Source organism: Shewanella piezotolerans WP3 (assembly GCF_000014885.1).
Lineage (GTDB): Bacteria > Pseudomonadota > Gammaproteobacteria > Enterobacterales > Shewanellaceae > Shewanella > Shewanella piezotolerans.
On sequence record NC_011566.1, the window covers coordinates 4,339,361 to 4,355,542 of the forward strand.

15 protein-coding genes are annotated in these 16,182 nt (G+C 43.0%); 3 read left to right on the forward strand and 12 right to left on the reverse strand.

All coding sequences use genetic code 11. From position 1 onward, the window contains the following. Positions 1–8: 8 nt before the first annotated feature. Both SWP_RS18455 and SWP_RS18460 read right to left on the reverse strand, forming a co-directional pair. Positions 9–272 carry a hypothetical protein gene (locus SWP_RS18455; protein ID WP_020914139.1) on the reverse strand — a complete coding sequence of 88 codons (264 nt, stop codon included), beginning with the start codon at positions 270–272 and terminating at the stop codon, positions 9–11. Then, positions 262–591, reverse strand: a complete 330-nt coding sequence (locus SWP_RS18460) for a hypothetical protein (protein ID WP_020914140.1) — start codon at positions 589–591, stop codon at positions 262–264. Before SWP_RS18460 ends, SWP_RS18455 begins: the two co-directional genes overlap by 11 nt. Before the next feature lie 136 nt (positions 592–727). On the opposite strand from SWP_RS18460, the gene SWP_RS18465 reads away from it, so the two are divergent. Next, positions 728–3,094: a TonB-dependent receptor gene (locus tag SWP_RS18465; RefSeq protein WP_020914141.1), complete on the forward strand. Its 2,367-nt coding sequence runs from the start codon at positions 728–730 to the stop codon at positions 3,092–3,094. Between the two features lie 102 nt (positions 3,095–3,196). Here the strand turns inward: SWP_RS18465 and SWP_RS18470 are convergent, their stop codons facing one another. Continuing rightward, positions 3,197–3,616: a hypothetical protein gene (locus SWP_RS18470; RefSeq protein ID WP_228371081.1), complete on the reverse strand. Its 420-nt coding sequence runs from the start codon at positions 3,614–3,616 to the stop codon at positions 3,197–3,199. A 468-nt stretch (positions 3,617–4,084) separates the two neighbouring features. On the opposite strand from SWP_RS18470, the gene SWP_RS18475 reads away from it, so the two are divergent. Beyond that, positions 4,085–5,620 carry a cytochrome-c peroxidase gene (locus SWP_RS18475; RefSeq protein ID WP_020914144.1) on the forward strand — a complete coding sequence of 512 codons (1,536 nt, stop codon included), beginning with the start codon at positions 4,085–4,087 and terminating at the stop codon, positions 5,618–5,620. A gap of 63 nt (positions 5,621–5,683) precedes the next feature. Here SWP_RS18475 and SWP_RS18480 read toward each other — a convergent pair whose 3' ends face one another. The 9 genes from SWP_RS18480 to SWP_RS18520 form a co-directional block, all read right to left on the reverse strand. After that, positions 5,684–7,849: a cytochrome c gene (locus tag SWP_RS18480; RefSeq protein ID WP_020914145.1), complete on the reverse strand. Its 2,166-nt coding sequence runs from the start codon at positions 7,847–7,849 to the stop codon at positions 5,684–5,686. 1 nt (position 7,850) lies between these two features. Then, entirely contained in the window at positions 7,851–8,465 is a 615-nt protein-coding gene (locus tag SWP_RS18485) for a cbb3-type cytochrome c oxidase subunit II (RefSeq protein ID WP_020914146.1), read from the reverse strand. Then, positions 8,455–9,864, reverse strand: coding sequence for a cytochrome-c oxidase, cbb3-type subunit I (ccoN, locus tag SWP_RS18490; protein WP_020914147.1), 1,410 nt, complete (start codon positions 9,862–9,864; stop codon positions 8,455–8,457). The genes SWP_RS18485 and ccoN overlap by 11 nt, the downstream gene beginning before the upstream one ends. Before the next feature lie 3 nt (positions 9,865–9,867). Next, on the reverse strand, positions 9,868–10,200 hold the full coding sequence (locus SWP_RS18495; protein WP_020914148.1) for a c-type cytochrome: 333 nt from the start codon (positions 10,198–10,200) through the stop codon (positions 9,868–9,870). A 623-nt stretch (positions 10,201–10,823) separates the two neighbouring features. After that, positions 10,824–12,530, reverse strand: coding sequence for an aryl-sulfate sulfotransferase (locus SWP_RS18500; RefSeq protein ID WP_020914149.1), 1,707 nt, complete (start codon positions 12,528–12,530; stop codon positions 10,824–10,826). A 46-nt stretch (positions 12,531–12,576) separates the two neighbouring features. Then, complete coding sequence (locus tag SWP_RS18505) at positions 12,577–13,347, reverse strand: nucleoside-specific channel-forming Tsx family protein (RefSeq protein ID WP_044556084.1); 771 nt, start codon at positions 13,345–13,347, stop codon at positions 12,577–12,579. Between the two features lie 35 nt (positions 13,348–13,382). Next, positions 13,383–13,568 carry a hypothetical protein gene (locus SWP_RS18510; protein ID WP_020914151.1) on the reverse strand — a complete coding sequence of 62 codons (186 nt, stop codon included), beginning with the start codon at positions 13,566–13,568 and terminating at the stop codon, positions 13,383–13,385. Then, positions 13,565–14,176 carry a disulfide bond formation protein B gene (locus SWP_RS18515; RefSeq protein ID WP_020914152.1) on the reverse strand — a complete coding sequence of 204 codons (612 nt, stop codon included), beginning with the start codon at positions 14,174–14,176 and terminating at the stop codon, positions 13,565–13,567. The genes SWP_RS18510 and SWP_RS18515 overlap by 4 nt, the downstream gene beginning before the upstream one ends. Positions 14,177–14,185: 9 nt before the next feature. Continuing rightward, positions 14,186–14,788 (reverse strand): thioredoxin domain-containing protein, encoded by a 603-nt coding sequence (locus SWP_RS18520; protein ID WP_044556085.1) that lies wholly within the window; start codon positions 14,786–14,788, stop codon positions 14,186–14,188. A 271-nt stretch (positions 14,789–15,059) separates the two neighbouring features. Here SWP_RS18520 and SWP_RS18525 point away from each other — a divergent pair, with 271 nt between their 5' ends. Continuing rightward, positions 15,060–15,821 carry a TetR/AcrR family transcriptional regulator gene (locus SWP_RS18525; protein ID WP_228371165.1) on the forward strand — a complete coding sequence of 254 codons (762 nt, stop codon included), beginning with the start codon at positions 15,060–15,062 and terminating at the stop codon, positions 15,819–15,821. Positions 15,822–16,182 lie beyond the last annotated feature (361 nt).

The window sequence follows — 16,182 nt, forward strand, 5'->3', positions numbered from 1 at the left end:
TTGAGTATTCATAGCGGAGGTAGAGTCCAGAAAAGTACAGCATTAACGAGCAGCGACAGCATCAACAGCTTGCCGCAGGCGACTGCCACTGCTTTACCATTGTTAAAGCTATAGCAATAAACCATGACAGCAACCCAAATAAGAAAGCCCGACAAAAGACCTAGCAGTAATTTGATATCTATAGCTAAAGGGAGCAACAGATAAAGACTCAGCATAATACTCACAGAGAGCAATAAACCACCGAGAAAAGCGATAATAGACTTAGGCCACATGGTTAATGCCCCCTAGTAAAATAATACTTGAAAATAAACCCACACCGAGGGAAAAGACCAACATGCTACGACGGTTAGCATGAGAGGAGATCACCACCAATATCATCCACATCGCCATGATTAATAACAAAGCGATTAACATAGCAACAATCAAACCGTAGTAACTTGTAAAGGTACTGATAGCCAAAGCCACGGAGACTACAAACCCAATCCAAACAATGTGCTTTGGTAAAGAATAATCAATAAGCCTCTGTTTATTAGATGATAAATAACTAAAAAAACAAGCAAACCAAAGCAGTAATGTGCCCACAAAAATCATAAATCCAACCCAAAATTAAATACAAATGATAACGATTTGTATTTATTATCGTAAAAACGTTAGAAAAACTCAAGATGATTGTGATAGCATCCTGCGCCACAGTTAATAGCAATCATTATCATTTGGACGATAAACCATGGGATCATCTAAGTTAAACCCTATTACCAACGCAATCCGCTTTGGGTTAATTATTCCAGCCTCTTTAACCTGCCTGTCAGTTATGGCAGATGACAGCATCGATACCAGTGATATCGAGCGCATCATGGTTACTGGGCAGAAAATTGCTCGCTCAGTGCAAGAGACGACGACCAGTGTTGCCGTATTAACAGAGAAGCAGATGGAGCAGGAAAACATTAATGATTTTCGTGAAGTGTTAATCAATACCGCTAATGCTCAAGTCACTGGTAATCGCAGCTTTAGTATTCGTGGTATTGATGGTTTTAACGTTTCCGGTGGTGGGAATAGTTTCTTAGCCAGTGTTTACGTAGACGGGGCCCCTTTGCCAGAACGCATGATTTATGGTGGTGGCTTTTCAACTTGGGACGCTAAACAAGTTGAAATATTACGAGGCCCACAATCTACTTTGCAAGGACGTAATGCGTTAGCGGGCGCAGTCATCATGACGACCCAAGCACCAACCCAAGATTGGCAAGGCAAATATCAGTTAACGGTAGGTGAAAATGGTCAACGAGAGATTGGCGTTGCAATTGGTGGTGGTCTTATCGAAGATGAACTTTCATTTCGTTTTAGTGGCGAAAAGAAAGAGATTGATGGCTATATCGAAAACCTAGTGCGTAATGAAGCTGCCGATTATCGTGAAGACGGCACTTACCGATTAAAGCTGCTATATCAGCCATCGGCAATGCCTGAGTTTTCAGCTCAACTAGGTTATACCCGTGCCAATAGTGAATATGGTCATACCGCGGTAGAAATTGCCCAAGGTCAAAATCCATTTGAAAATCGCTATGTTTACAATAATGATGAAAGAGCAGAGGCGGTCGATGCCGACATACTGGTGTTGGAGCTAAACTATGACTTAAGTGATTATTGGGCACTTAGCTCCTACACCACTTGGTCTAGTGTAGATACACAATTTACTTGGGACTCTGACTTCTTGGCAATCGAGGGAAGTGAACTCCCAGAAGATACCGGCAGTATTTCTAACTATAACAATACTACCGACTCGCTCAGTCAAGAGCTGAGACTTACCTTTGAGTACGATGATTTTAGCGGCATTATTGGTGCGTATTATTTCAATACAGACATCGATGACCACTCTAACGGTTTAAGTAACTTAAAGCTAAACCGCTTAGGGCTGACAAGTGATATTTTACAAGCAAGGTACGGTTTAAGCCAACCTATCGCTGATCTAGTGGTTAACCAATATGCCGAGTTTAACCCCGCTCACACAAGCGCACTAACGTCATCACAACAGACAGTTTCCAGCTATGCACTGTTTGCTGATGCTGTTTGGAATATCACTGAAAAGTGGGATGTTTTGGCGGTATTCGCTTTGACCATGAAAAACAAGAAACTCAGAATGACGCCCAGTACATCATTTGAAATAAAGATAAAATGCCTGATCCAGCCAGTGATATGGGTACCCCATTATGAAGGTATCGCACCTTTAATCGCTGGTATTAACCAGCAGTTTTATGATTTAGCAGCGAATGCTTCAACAGCCACGCCACAAATTAATAATGACTTTAATACCATTTTGCCGAAATTAGGCGTGAGCTATCACTGGACTGAAGACTTAATCACCAGTTTTTCTTTCCAAAAGGGCTACCGTTCAGGCGGCGTAGGCATTAATAATGCGCGTGGAGAGGTGTTTGAATATGACCCAGAATATACTGATAACTATGAATTTTCACTGCGTTCAATTTGGTTAGACGGTGACCTAATTGCCAATGCCAACGTGTTTTATGTGGACTGGCGCGATCAACAAGTAAATGTACAGCTTTCACCCAACCGTTATGACAGCGAGACAGTCAATGCGGGTCAATCAACCGTGAAAGGGTTTGAGCTTGAACTGAATTACCAAGTAACTAATGAACTAGCGCTTTATGCCTCAGTTGGGCAATCAAAGACCGAGTTTACTGAATTTGTAATTTCCATTCCGACTGAAACCACTCCCATTGTGAATGACTTATCGGGTCGTCAATTTACCGCGCCGGAGTGGACAGGTAATGTCGGCGCAACCTACACCGCCGATAATGGTATTTTCGCTAACCTCAATGCCAACTACGCCGACAGTGCGCCAGTTAAGGTCGATCCGTACCGTGAAGGATATAAAGAAGGTGACGCTCTGTTTGATCCATACAACGACAGCCGCACACTGGTGAATATGCAGATAGGCTATGAGTGGCAAAACGTAGGGGTTTACTTACAAGGTAAGAACTTATTTGATGAAGAGTACATTACCAATAAGTTTACTCGTACGCCGGCGTTAGGCGAACCAAGACAGTTTGCTTTGACAGTACGTGGAGAATTTAGTCTTTAATATAACAGTAAGCCTGCAAGATTAATTTAATGGGCAATAAAGCAAACCGTTTCCCCCCAACGACAGGTAAACGGTTTGCTTTAAATTTAATATAGCTAGCCGCTATTTACAGACACACTTAGCAGATTGCTCGCAAGGTGCCGCGGATGCAATAGTGCACATACCACTGCTATTTCCCGTACCGACACACCAAGCGTTGCAGTCAAATGTATCAGGGTGTCCCGTATCATTAGCGTGGGCATGAACAACATCTTTACCCGGGTTAGACTCAACCAGCAAGCCATCGGGTAAGCATGCTTCGCCAAACATTCTGCCGTTCGCGACGCCATTTTTATCAGTACCAATATGGCAACCCGCAACACCAGGTGCGACTCCATCACTGTCTTTCCACCAGGTCGTTTTTCCTTCTATCCAATCACTGGGTTTAAAAGCAAATACACCTTTAGCACCCGGCATATCTTTCGCACCGCTTGATGGGGAAGAGTCATGGCAATCACCAGCCGACACGACGCAAGAAAACACAAAGTAATCGGCAAGATTAATTAGGTAACTCCCCTGCGGCTTAAAAACAGGATCAATAAAGGGAGGAAATATGACCTATACGACAAATCTCGATTTAGCATAAAAAGCTACCAGTAATATCAATCAGTATAAAACTAGCAGCGGCCAAAAACATTATCAACATCGAATATTTCAACCCACTTAACATATTCAACACAAAAACCTAAACATGAACACCAACTAGCCATTCTCGATTTGTATTAATACCAGTTGTTAAACCGCTACTTTTCTTGATAAAGAACAAAGTCATCACTCTTAATATAGCGACAATAACTAGACTAAAAATCAAAGTGTTAATATTAAAGCACCAGTATAAACGTAAATAACATCGTCAGCTTTGCACTACTTTACATCAAACACGCGTTCATTTACGTCCATTTATCTATAGTGATAACTGTTACCAAAAAGTTAATAAAAAGAGAGATTGCTATGCCGTTAAATCACTCATCAAGCCCTGCCATAAGCAGTATTTTTCTCGCTGTATTTATCACAGCTTGTGGCGGAGACTCCTCTTCGGAGGCTGAAATTACGCCAACTCCTATCGCCCCCGATACACCTGTCGCTCCGGTAAACAGTGCGCCAGTATTAACCCTGACAACAACAACCGTCAGCATCGACAGTCAAGGCTCTACAAGCATAGGAGTATCCGCCACCGACGCGGATTCAGACCAACTGACATATAGCCTCAACAACCCTCCTTTGATTAGCAGCGAAATCATCGCGGACCAATTGATTATCACTGCCGAAGAAGTACAAACCCAGCAAGTTCAAAACTTGACAGTGAGCTTATTTGATGGACAAATAACCGTTGAACAAACCATCGAGATAACCATCAATCCACTAGCGCAGCAAAGCGTACTGCAGTTGCCGCAGACTCCCTTTAATTATGCTGTAATAGCGTTGCCTCTGCATTACACGACTAATGCTTTCCCTAGTAATTTTATATTTCAAACCGCCGCGATCGAATCTGACAATACTCCTGAAAACAACCCAATTAGCGATCATGGGGCCACCTTAGGACGAGTGCTGTTCTACGACACAAAACTCAGCTTTAACGATACTGTTTCTTGCGCCTCATGCCATGTGCAAGCCGAAGGTTTTTCCGACTCTCGTCGCTTGAGTATTGGTTTTGACGGTGGAGAGACGCGTCGCCACTCTATGTCTTTAGCGAATGCTCGGTTTTATCAAACAGGGAAATTCTTCTGGGATGAACGCGCAGATACATTAGAGCAGCAAGTATTGATGCCTATTCAAGATGAGGTTGAGATGGGGTTAACCTTGACTCAGCTAGTCGATGTCGTTGCGGCGCAACCCTATTACAACAGTCTGTTTATCAATGCATTTGGTGACGATGAGGTCAGTAGTGAGCGGATTAGCTTTGCCCTGTCGCAGTTTATTCGCGCTATGGTAAGCATCGATGCCAAATATGATCAAGGTCGCCTAACAGTCAATAACCCATTAGATGATTTTAGTAACTTTAGCGTTGATGAAAATGCCGGTAAAAGGCTGTTCATGCAGTTTAGAGATGGCATACCTCCCTGCACGAGCTGTCATAGCAGTGAAGCTTTTGTCGGCCCATTAATTGGTGAGGATTCTAATGCAACCACCAGTGCGAGTAATAACGGCCTAGATGCCAACTCCGATAGCGACCAAGGGGTGTTTGAATCGACTGGCGCTATGGGCCATAGAGGAAAGTTCAAATCCCCATCACTTAAAAATATTGGGGTCACCGCTCCTTATATGCATGACGGTCGATTCGACACGTTAGCAGAAGTGGTAGAGCACTACAGTAGCGGCATTGAGGCACATCCGACGTTGCAAGCCCTGCTAAAAGATGCTGACGGTAATCCAGTACGGTATAACTTTAGCGCGACGGAACAAGCACAACTAGTGGCTTTTTTAGAAACACTCACCGATGAAACATTGCTCACAGATGAAAAGTTTAGCGACCCTTTTGTTCGCTAATACTCTGGTGAAACGCATAAAAAAGCCTGCATAGCAGGCTTTTTTTATGCAGTCGAAAATTCGCTAATCAATATTGATATCAGTATCTTTATGATCATACATATCAGGAGTGGTGTGCAGATTGCCTGCAAATCCAGCTTTTTCCAACTTCTGGCGCACCGCCTTGACTTGCGCGGCAGTCACAGGCTCCTCACGGCCACCCAAATATAAGCGTTCAAAGCTGATAAGCTTTGCTAACTCACTATCGGTAAGCACATTCTGAAAACTGGTCATCGGCATAAAGTTTCGCTCTTCATCCAGATAGGTCGGTGCTAAACCACGGATCGTCACGGCGATAGTATTAAACGGATCGCTGTGCATAATGATCCCATTATTAAGCAGAGTCGGCGCAATCGGATCACGACCTTTTCCATCTTCTCCGTGACAAGCCCCACAGGTATCAGCGTACATTGCAAAAGTTTCAAATTGATCAGCTGAATATGACTCGGCCACAAACCCCGTAGGCGATAATTGCTTTTGGCCATCAGGAATGGTGTTATAAACATCTCCAACCAATAAATAGCGTGATATCGCTTCAATATCATCTCGGGTCATCAAGCTGGTACTATTTTTCACCACATCTGCCATACCAGCAAACGCCGAACCTTTATCTGAGTGCCCAGTGTGCAAAAAGTCAGTTAGGGACTCTAAATCCCATCGGTCTTCATGCAGCTCTTGGGCAGAAATATTAGGGGCATTCCAGCCATCAATAATATTTCCTTGGAATATTTTTTCAGGGATTAGAGCCTGCGCCAAATTTCGAGGAGTATGGCATTCAGAGCAATGACCCAACCCCATCACCCAATACTTACCCTGCTGCCACTGCTTGAGTTCATGCTCATTCAGCTCCACATGTTCAGGGGCTGCATAAGACAGAGGTTCGCTATCCATGAACACCAGATTCCAACCTAATAGCCCTTGGCGAATATTGGACGGAAACATCATCTCATTAGAATCATTCTGCCTTGGCACCGCCGTAATCGACTGTAAGTAATTCCATAAATCTTGAGTGTCTTGCTCGGTTAAATACTGATAAGAGGTGTAAGGCATTGCAGGATACAGATAACCATGCTTGCCTTTTCCATCAAATAACGCAGCTTTAAACTCCGCATAGTCATTATCACCAATACCTTCACTGAAGTGCGGCGTAATATTGGTTGAATAGATGGTGCCAAAAGGCGTTTTAAATGGCAGCCCACCAGCAAAGCGCTCGCCACTTTCTGAGCTATGGCAAGCAACACAGTCACCCGCATTGGCTAGATATTCACCTCGTGCAACGGATTGAGGGTCTAGCGCAGCAAGTTTGGCGTCATACCTAAGCCTTTGCTCGGTAATATAAGCGCCAATAGCCAGTATTTCATTACGGCTTAACTGTTCAGAAAAAGCTGGCATCAGGTTATTCAGACCAAATTCAATAGTATGTTCTATCTCCTCAATACTGCCGCCATGCAACCAAATATCATCTGATAATACTGGCGCACCTATTTCAATATTGGCAACCGTACCGTCGCCATGACAGCTTGAACAATATTGCACAAATATCTCTTTACCCAGATCAATTTTCACTTGTGGAGCATTTAAGTTTCGACGTTGCAGGGAGGCTATGTAGTAAGACATTTTAAGAATTTGATCTTCCGATAAAATACCTTTCCAACCAGGCATTGCACCATGACGTCCCTTTTCAATAGAGTGAAGAATATCTTTTTCGGTTCCGCCATAAAGCCATTCATTATCAGTAAGGTTGGGGAAGTGCTTTTGCCCTTGAGCATTGGCGCGATGACATGCTGCGCAATGGTTTTGAAACAACAACTCGCCGCTTTTAGTTACTTGGGGATTAGCGGCTAATCCTCCTAGACTGAGATCGCTTAACGGTGCTATTTGCATATCCAAGTCTGTCAAAGGGGAGCTCAGAGCATCGTCAATTTGCTTCCACCCCATAAGACCCGCCCAATTACCAAGGCCTGGATATAACACTAAAAATCCAGCCGAAATGATAAATGCGATTAAATAAGAAAGATAAAAAAGTCGCGGAGGTGGGGCATCGTTTTCATCAATACCATCGAATGTTTCGACCGTCTTATCTTTGTCTGCGGTGTGCTCACTGCGCCAATATTTAATGACAACTAATGCCATAAATGCCAGAAAGATGAGGATGAACCCTATTACCCAAGTATTCCAGAAAACAGTCATATCAACGCTCCTGATCGCTGGCGGTATCATTTCCTAAGCTTTGTAAATAGTGAACCAAAGCCTCCCCTTTCGTCACCCCTTTAACAGCAAGTCGCGATCGCTCTATTTCATTTTCAGTGTAGGGGACGCCCAACCCTTTAAGGACCCGCATCTTATTTTCAATATCATCGCCTGATAGCACCTGTTTAAATAACCATGGATATGCCGGCATTAAAGAAGTTGGTACGACCTGCCTTGGATCAATAAGGTGCAATCGTTGCCACTGCGCTGAATACTTCCGTCCCAAATTAGTCAAATCAGGCCCCGTTCTTTTCGACCCCCAAAGGTTAGGAAACTCATAAATGTCATCCCCCTCTTTGTTCGCTCGACCATCACGTTTTATTTCAGGCTCAATTCCTCGCACCATTTGGGTATGACAAACATGACACCCCTCACTAATGTAAATATCTCTACCTGCCACCTCTAGTGCGGTTAGCGGTTTAGCGAGTGATGTCGCTCTTATTTCATCGGTACGAACAAGGTTAGGAACGATAAGTACCAATATCGAAAAACTCGCAACCACGATAGTAGAGATAATTAAGATCACCACCGAATGCGTAAAGTCTTTAGTTAGCATCAGCGACTTCCCCCTGCTCTTGCGAAACCGTTTTATAGAGATTAAATGCCATCAGTAGCAGGCCCAATACAAAACATGCACCACCAAAGAAGCGAACAAATAACCAAGGTGCTTTAAAGTCCATTGCCTCTACAAAGCTATACGCTAGTGAACCGTTCTCCTGCTGTGCCAACCACATATAGCCCTCACCAATCCCCGCAACCCAAAGCGCGATGGCATAGAGTGCCACCCCCACATGGGCTAACCAGAAATGCCATTTGAGCATTCGATTTGACCAAAGCTGAGTCTTACCCCACAACCGCGGAATAAAGTAATAGAAAGTTGCAATACCCGACATACCAACCCAACCGAGCGCTGCCGAATGTACATGGCCAATAATCCATTCGGTGTTATGTGCCACCATGTTAAACCAGCGAATCGCCAGTAACGGCCCTTCAAATGTCGCTAAGCAGTAATAGAGAATTGCCGACATGAAAAACCACATAATGTAATCAGTCTTAAGCTTTTCCTTGTTTTGCAATAAAGTCATCGCACTGTTAAATGCCCCCGCCCAAGAGGGAAGCCAAAGGATGAGTGACATAACAATACCGATATTTTGAACCCACACAGGTACTGATGAGTAAACTAAGTGATGGGTACCCGCCCAAGTGTAGAAACCCACCAGTCCCCAAAAATGGATGACGGATAGCCGATATGAATAAATAGGTCTTTCTGACAACTTAGGAATAAAGTAGTAGTTCATGCCAATGATGCCGGCTGTTAGCAGGAACCCAACTGCATTATGCCCCCACCACCACTGAACAATGGCATCTTGAGCCCCTGCAAATACAGAATATGATTTCATTAAAGACACAGGCATAGCGAGGTTATTGAGGATAAAGATAAGTGCCACCACAATAATAAAGGCGCCAAAGAACCAATTTGCGACAAAGATATGATTGACTTTTCTTTTTGCTATCGTGCCGAAAAACAACACTGCGTATAGCACCCAAACCAACACTATCAGTAAATCAATTGGCCACTCTAGTTCCGCATATTCTTTGCTAGAGGTATATCCCATTGGCAAGGTGACTAAAGCCAAAAACAACACTAATTGCCATCCCCAAAAAACCATCCAGGACAGGCTTTGATTAAACAGTTTAGTTTGACCAGTTCTTTGCACTATGTAGAGTGAAGTTCCCATCAACATGTTGACCACAAAACCGTAAATCACCCCCGAGGTGTGTAGCGGTCTTAGGCGGCCGAACTGGATATATTCAGAATCAAAATTAAGCACAGGCCAATACAGCTGCGCAGCCAGTACGACGCCAATAAACATTCCAGCAATGGACCAAGCCACTGCGGCCACAATAAAGTAACGGACAACTTTTACGTCATAAAGCTCCATGCCTTGTGACATACGCTATTCCCCTTCCTTTTTAGTACCGAGCACTGAAAAATAGTAGGCAATATCTTTGATATCTTGCTCTGATAAAGCATCAGCTTGCTGCTGCATTAGAATCGCAAGGCCACTGGTACGTTGCCTCGACTTATAATCTTTGAGGGAGGAGATCAAATAACCCACTTTCTGACCACGTAAATTGGGATAAGGATCGAGTGTTGATATGCCATCCTCACCATGACATGTCATACAAACTTTGGCTTTTTGCTTACCTATCTCAAAGGAAGGTTCATAGTCCGCATTAACATCAGTGACAAAAATCAACAGCACAGCCAGCAGCATTATTCGATTCATTAGCGTTCTCTTTTATTCTTAGGCACCCTATTGAAGCTAGTATGGATTGCTTAACTTTCCAGCATTAATAGCCATATATTCTAAATAACGTTACGTTTCCACAGTGGAATTAGTTCACAACTCTAAGCAAATTGAATGACAAGCTAACGCCTCTCTCCCTTTTTTGAGGGCGTAAAAGGAAATTTAGCCTCCTGCGCTTAAAAACAGGCTTTTTGCGATCAACATCAAAAATTGAGAGCTAGATGTATGAGATATTTAGAAAAAGTAACAACATGTATCTAGAGAGAAATAGAGATGGATTTTATTAGACATGTACCTGCATTACTTCACGTTATCGCAGGGATTGCCGCTGTTGAGGTGTTGGTAATAGGTTTGGGACTAGCGATCAAAAAGTTCACATCAAGTTTATAAAGCCATTATTGCAACATAAAAACGACGCAAGTAGACTTTTATCTTCAGAATAAACAGCTGTAACTGACGTCAGGCTGATCTCCCTTAAGAATTAAACTCATCTTTCTTAAACATACTCGGCTTTTTAATATCACTATCGTTAAGTGCTTTAATTTGATCATAGTTATACTTCTTTAAGGCCGCAGATATCGCGGCCTTTCTATTAGAAATAACTATTTGCTGAATAGCTTCTGAGGCTCCACAATCAACGCACGGTAAGATGGCTCAGTTTTAGCCATAGAGTTAATTGTTAGCTCCACTTTAACCTTACCATCTTCTGTTACTTCATTGATAAAGTGCTTGCCAGGCTCTCCAGTGAAAAGTCCAGCGGCTGCGGAATACATAAAGAAGGTTTCGCTCTTTTCACGCCATTCTATATTCGAAGTAATCGCCGAGTACCACTCATAGCCTCGCTCTTTACCATACTCAAAGGTCTGTTCAACCGTCATCTTATCTTCGTTGATCTTATATTCGACACCACGAGAGTACTTCATCGTTGGCATGGCTGGTTGCTCAAAGTAACGACCATCACCATTATCGAAAGAAACGAGTGTGCCACGAGAAGTTAGCCAAGAAGTATGCTGCGTCCAAGGAAAGTCAAAATCAGTGTCGTTACAACGGCCATTCTCATCACAATCTAGCTTATTGCCCTTTGAATCCACAGGGGTCAATACTTTATCGCTTAGCTCTCCCCAGCCTTTATTTGCCGCTAAGATCCACTTAACATCACCATCACGCCCCACTTTTGCGGTACCTTGATGGCGCATAGACACAATGACAGAATCATCTTTTGCATCGTACTCAATTGAGTTGATATGAGCCCAATTACGTCCAGCAGCCACACCTGGCAGATCGCCAAATGGCGCATCAGGTTCAATATCCATGGTTTCACCGGCATGGTTTTCATCAACATTCAGACACACGGCGCCACTATCTAATCCTACAAGCAGATCGTCGCGCATATTGTTGAATATTTTGTTGAAATCCCAAACATGGACAACGTTACCCGTTTGATCAACTTCGATAACATGGTCACGTACAGTATCGATACGTTTACCATCTTCACGGAGGTACTTTTCTTTTGCTACTCGCAGTAAATAGTGGCCATTTGGCATCTCTAACATAGCGTGTGAAAAACCAGTAAACCCACGTGGCATTTCCCGTTTAAATACCTTACGACCTAACATGTCATAACGGGCATAGTAATGGTCTTGCCCCCAATAAAGCTCGCCGTTATCTGCTAGATGAAAGCCCATCGCTATGCCTTTGGTTGTTTCTTGATCGTAGACCTTATCCCAATCCATAAACCAGCGAACTTCACCCGTTGTATCGGCAACAAATACTACAGGGTAATTATCCCAGCCTTCAGTTTTATCATCTGCGCCTAAGTGGTTAACCATATACAGTCTATCTTTAAACTCATGAGCAACTTTAACAGGCTTCACCTCTGGAAAAGTACGAGTTTGGCCATCGAATAACAGTCTCTTTAATGGTCCAGTATTAATCTTGTATTTCTCTGAAACCTTCTGCCCATTCTTAATATATTTGACGCTAACTGTGTTCTGATAGTCTGCATAAAGACCAAATATAGGGATACCGTTATGAGTCGTCACTGCCACATCATCTACAGGGTATTCGATAGGTACGCCACCAGCTTTAGGCTCGACGCGAACTTCCACATTTGATATTTCAAAGCCATTTAGATCGATAATCGCTGTTAATGGCGCAAAATCGTAAGGGTTCACTTTAACAATACCGATCTGACCTTGAGTCTTTACCGTTGTTAAATATTTATCCGCCCAATCCCCCGCAGCAACGGCGGTGCCGCTCAAACCGATTAAACCAATGGCTAAGGACGTGGCTAAAATTGTCTTTTTCATCTTAAACTCCAGAATGTTTATTTATTTGTTTTAATTAAGATTTTAATTAGAAGTTGTACTGCATTGAGTAGAATATGGCGTTTTGCCACCCCTCTTTTCCAAGGTTGTTTTGCGCGTATCGATACTGAATAGCGGTAGATAAACCACCCGCCAGATGCCAGCGAAGCGTGGCTTGACCGTTAAAACCGTGATCTTCAATATCACCAGACACCACTAGGTAATCATCACCACGACCGAAGTAATGCTCTTGCCACCAGCCAAACGTAAAGTCCTGGTTTAATGCGCTGAAGCTTTTGTTTACGGCCAGATAGGCATAGCCACCATTAAACCCATTCGCATCGAATTTTTCGCCATCTGGTTTACTGAAATGGTTGTAGTAAGAGGTGACAACATGGCCAGCGACTGCAACTTGGGTGTACCAACCGTTATCCCACGTTTTGTCATGGCTAAAACCGAGTAAGGTGTTGGTCTCCGACCAAGTCGGTTTTTGCTTGCTAAATACCTGTCCGTACCAATTGAAATCACTTTCACCCATATTGATCTGGCCAATGATATTTATTTCCGAACCAATCATGTCAGCATCAGTAAAGTCTTCTAACTTAAGGCGGGCATAGACATCACCAAAAGCACTGCCTGTGGCTCCCTTAATAGTGACAAATTCATTTTCGCTTTTACCGTCACCAAAATAGTCTTCGGTACTGTCACTCCAATCCATGATGCCCGCCTCAATCGCAAGCATGCTCGCGCTCGAAGTCGGCACAATGAGCGCACCGAGTAAGCCCATCATCAGCGCTGTTTTTTTCATTTTAAAATTCATCTTCATCATCCTGATTTATCAATTGTTATACTTGGCTATAAGCCTTCAACTGGGCACTCAGAAGCCGTTTCAATATCGACATATTCTGTTGCTTCATCTGTAATGGTTTTACAAACAATATTGCCGTCTTGATAAGTGATGACCTCTACCGCTCTCGGAGCTGATGTACAACCAAAGATAAATATTGCGAAGAGGCCAACTAACATGAACGATTTCATCATTTACCTCTCTTCAGCATCTTGGTGATGAATGCAATGGTCAGTGGCAATGCACAGGCAATAAATACGCAGTAACTAATGATGCAGTATTGAGCCATATTCAGACCAAACAGCGACCAGTCGTCCTCACCACAGATCCCACTTGGTGCAAACTCATAGGGAAGCCATTCGTGCAACGGTAAACCTAATGGGAACTTAGGCTCTAAGGAGCAAGCATTTGCACCTTGACCTGATTGGAAGAGATCTAAACCTGTGTCGGCAGCGTGTGATGCCACATGTTGGCCAGACAAAATAATCGCCTTGTCCAAGCCATAGATAATGCCGTACCAAGCTAGAACTAAGCCGATAATTTTAAGCAGTGTGTGCTTAGGATTAATGATAATAATCACGCCTGCTATCAATATGCAGAACTGACTAAAGCGGATATAGACACAGTTTTCACAAGGCGCCATCTCTAAAAACCACTGGAAATAACCCATGGCAGAACCCAGCAGGAACACGCAAGCAAAAACCATAACAGTCCAAACGGTTCGCAGCTCTTGCGTGGCCTCTAACGTTAATAATGGCTGCTGACGCAATTGACTTAGCCACTGTTTAAAGTTGGTGATCATAGTTAGCCCCTAAAGGTTATTTTTGATGGTTTTATCGAGATCAGATAGGGAAGAAACTGTCGATGTATCAACTAACTTATTCCCACTAATAACAATGGCTGGGATACCTTTTACCTTTGCAATGGTCAGTGCGATAGTACGGTCGTACGCAAGCTTATCTTGCGCAGCTGCTGAGCTAAGCGCGGTTTCAAAATCCTGCTGAGATATCTCTGCAGCCGCTAAACCAATAGCGGCCAAATCACCTTTAATCGCCCCTGCTCCTTTGACATTCTTCAGCTTTTTGTCATGTACAGCCGAGTACATAGCTAACTTTGCAGCTTTATATTTTTCATGACTGATGGTGTCTGCAGCCGCCAGAACTTCACATGCTTCAGTGCCTAGTTCACCTTTGTTTTCAAGACATACACCTTGAAAATCGGTACCACTAGGGAGGTTTTTAATTAGGTTAGGAGTGACTGATTTTTCGTACTTGTAACAGAATGGACAATAGACCGAGTACACTTTTTGCACAGTGTTATCCAGCGCAGGAGTGTCAATATCAATAACGTTTGCTGCGGATGCAGTAAATGTCATGAACAGTGCAGCGGCCAATGTGGTAAGAGAAGTTTTCATATTTCCTCGATAATGATCAGGTTAGTTTCTGATGATTATGTTAACGAGGTGCAGAGATGTGTTCCGTGAGCAAAAATCCTCTTATAGGAAACCAAGTGTTTACGTTTTAAAGGCACAAATTCACAAGTTAGTAGCAATTTGTTAGGCCAATCCCAGACATTAAATTATTTTAATGTTTGTCACAGAATCTGGTTTTACACTGAAAATCAGGGGGCTTAGTGGAGCCGAAAGTGACACTATGAAAGGAGAGATGCAAAAGAAGATACCTACTATGAACAACTATTTACTGAACCCACCCAAGGTCATTTGCTACATTTTAAAAGTATCTTCAGAGGTAATAAAAGAGCAAGGTATGTGCTCGTTTAAAATGGCGACAATTGCGAACCGAGCAGGCTGTTCCAAGAAAACCTTGTATAACTATTTTAAATGCAAAGAAGACATTGTCGTCTCGCTATATATTCAACACATCAATGATGTTTCAAACTGCGTGAATAGAATCATTGATTCAGACTCCCTATCCAATCAAGAGAAAATCATATACTCGATGGCCCTCGACCCAATGAAATGCTGGGCTGCGGAAAAAGATGATCTTTGTATGAACTTTCTGGGGGTAAACCCTCATATCTACGATCTCGCCAGCCCCGAGTTCGTGGGGAATTTGCAAGTACTTTTCATCGAGGTAAAAGAGCAAGCACAAAGTGTTTGGAAACAAGCCATCGCAGAAGGTCAACTGCTTTCAGATAAAGAAGATGTCCTTAAATGCATATTATTACTGAATGAGATCGAAAGAGGGGCTGTTGCTATGGGACAAAATAGGTTCTTAAGACAGTTTGGTTATGACTGCGACTTAAAACCAACTTTTGATGCACTGTGTTGGATTGTGAAAACTCTTAAATGGAAGGAAGAGTGCCACTCTTTAAGTTATGAAAACATGCTCAAAACGCTATCGCCAATGGTCAGTAAAAAACCGCTATTGGACATGCGCCACTATGCATTGACCATGGAGTCACTTAAAGAGAGCATTGAACTTTGAACCTGTCAGTTCTTGATCGGAAAAAAGCCTGCTATGCAGGCTTTATATTGAAATATTCACACTCTCCACGATGCTTTCTCGCTTAAAACTCTAGGCAAAACATTCACAAATACCAATTACATTAAAAGTCTGACCATTCAACGGGAGTTCAAAACGCTGTAGGCAAGCCGTGAAATTTGAGCTAATAGTTATTCTCGGGTCTGGCATCCTGCTTCGCCCTATCTCCTAAATCCATTTAATCGTATATCCAAACCCCATTGCTAAGCATACTGCGTTTTGCCAATTTGTTTAACTTCAGCCGTACTACGTGAGTTCCTCAGGCTTTCCACTTCTGCTTTGCATTGGCTTAAAAGGGAATAAC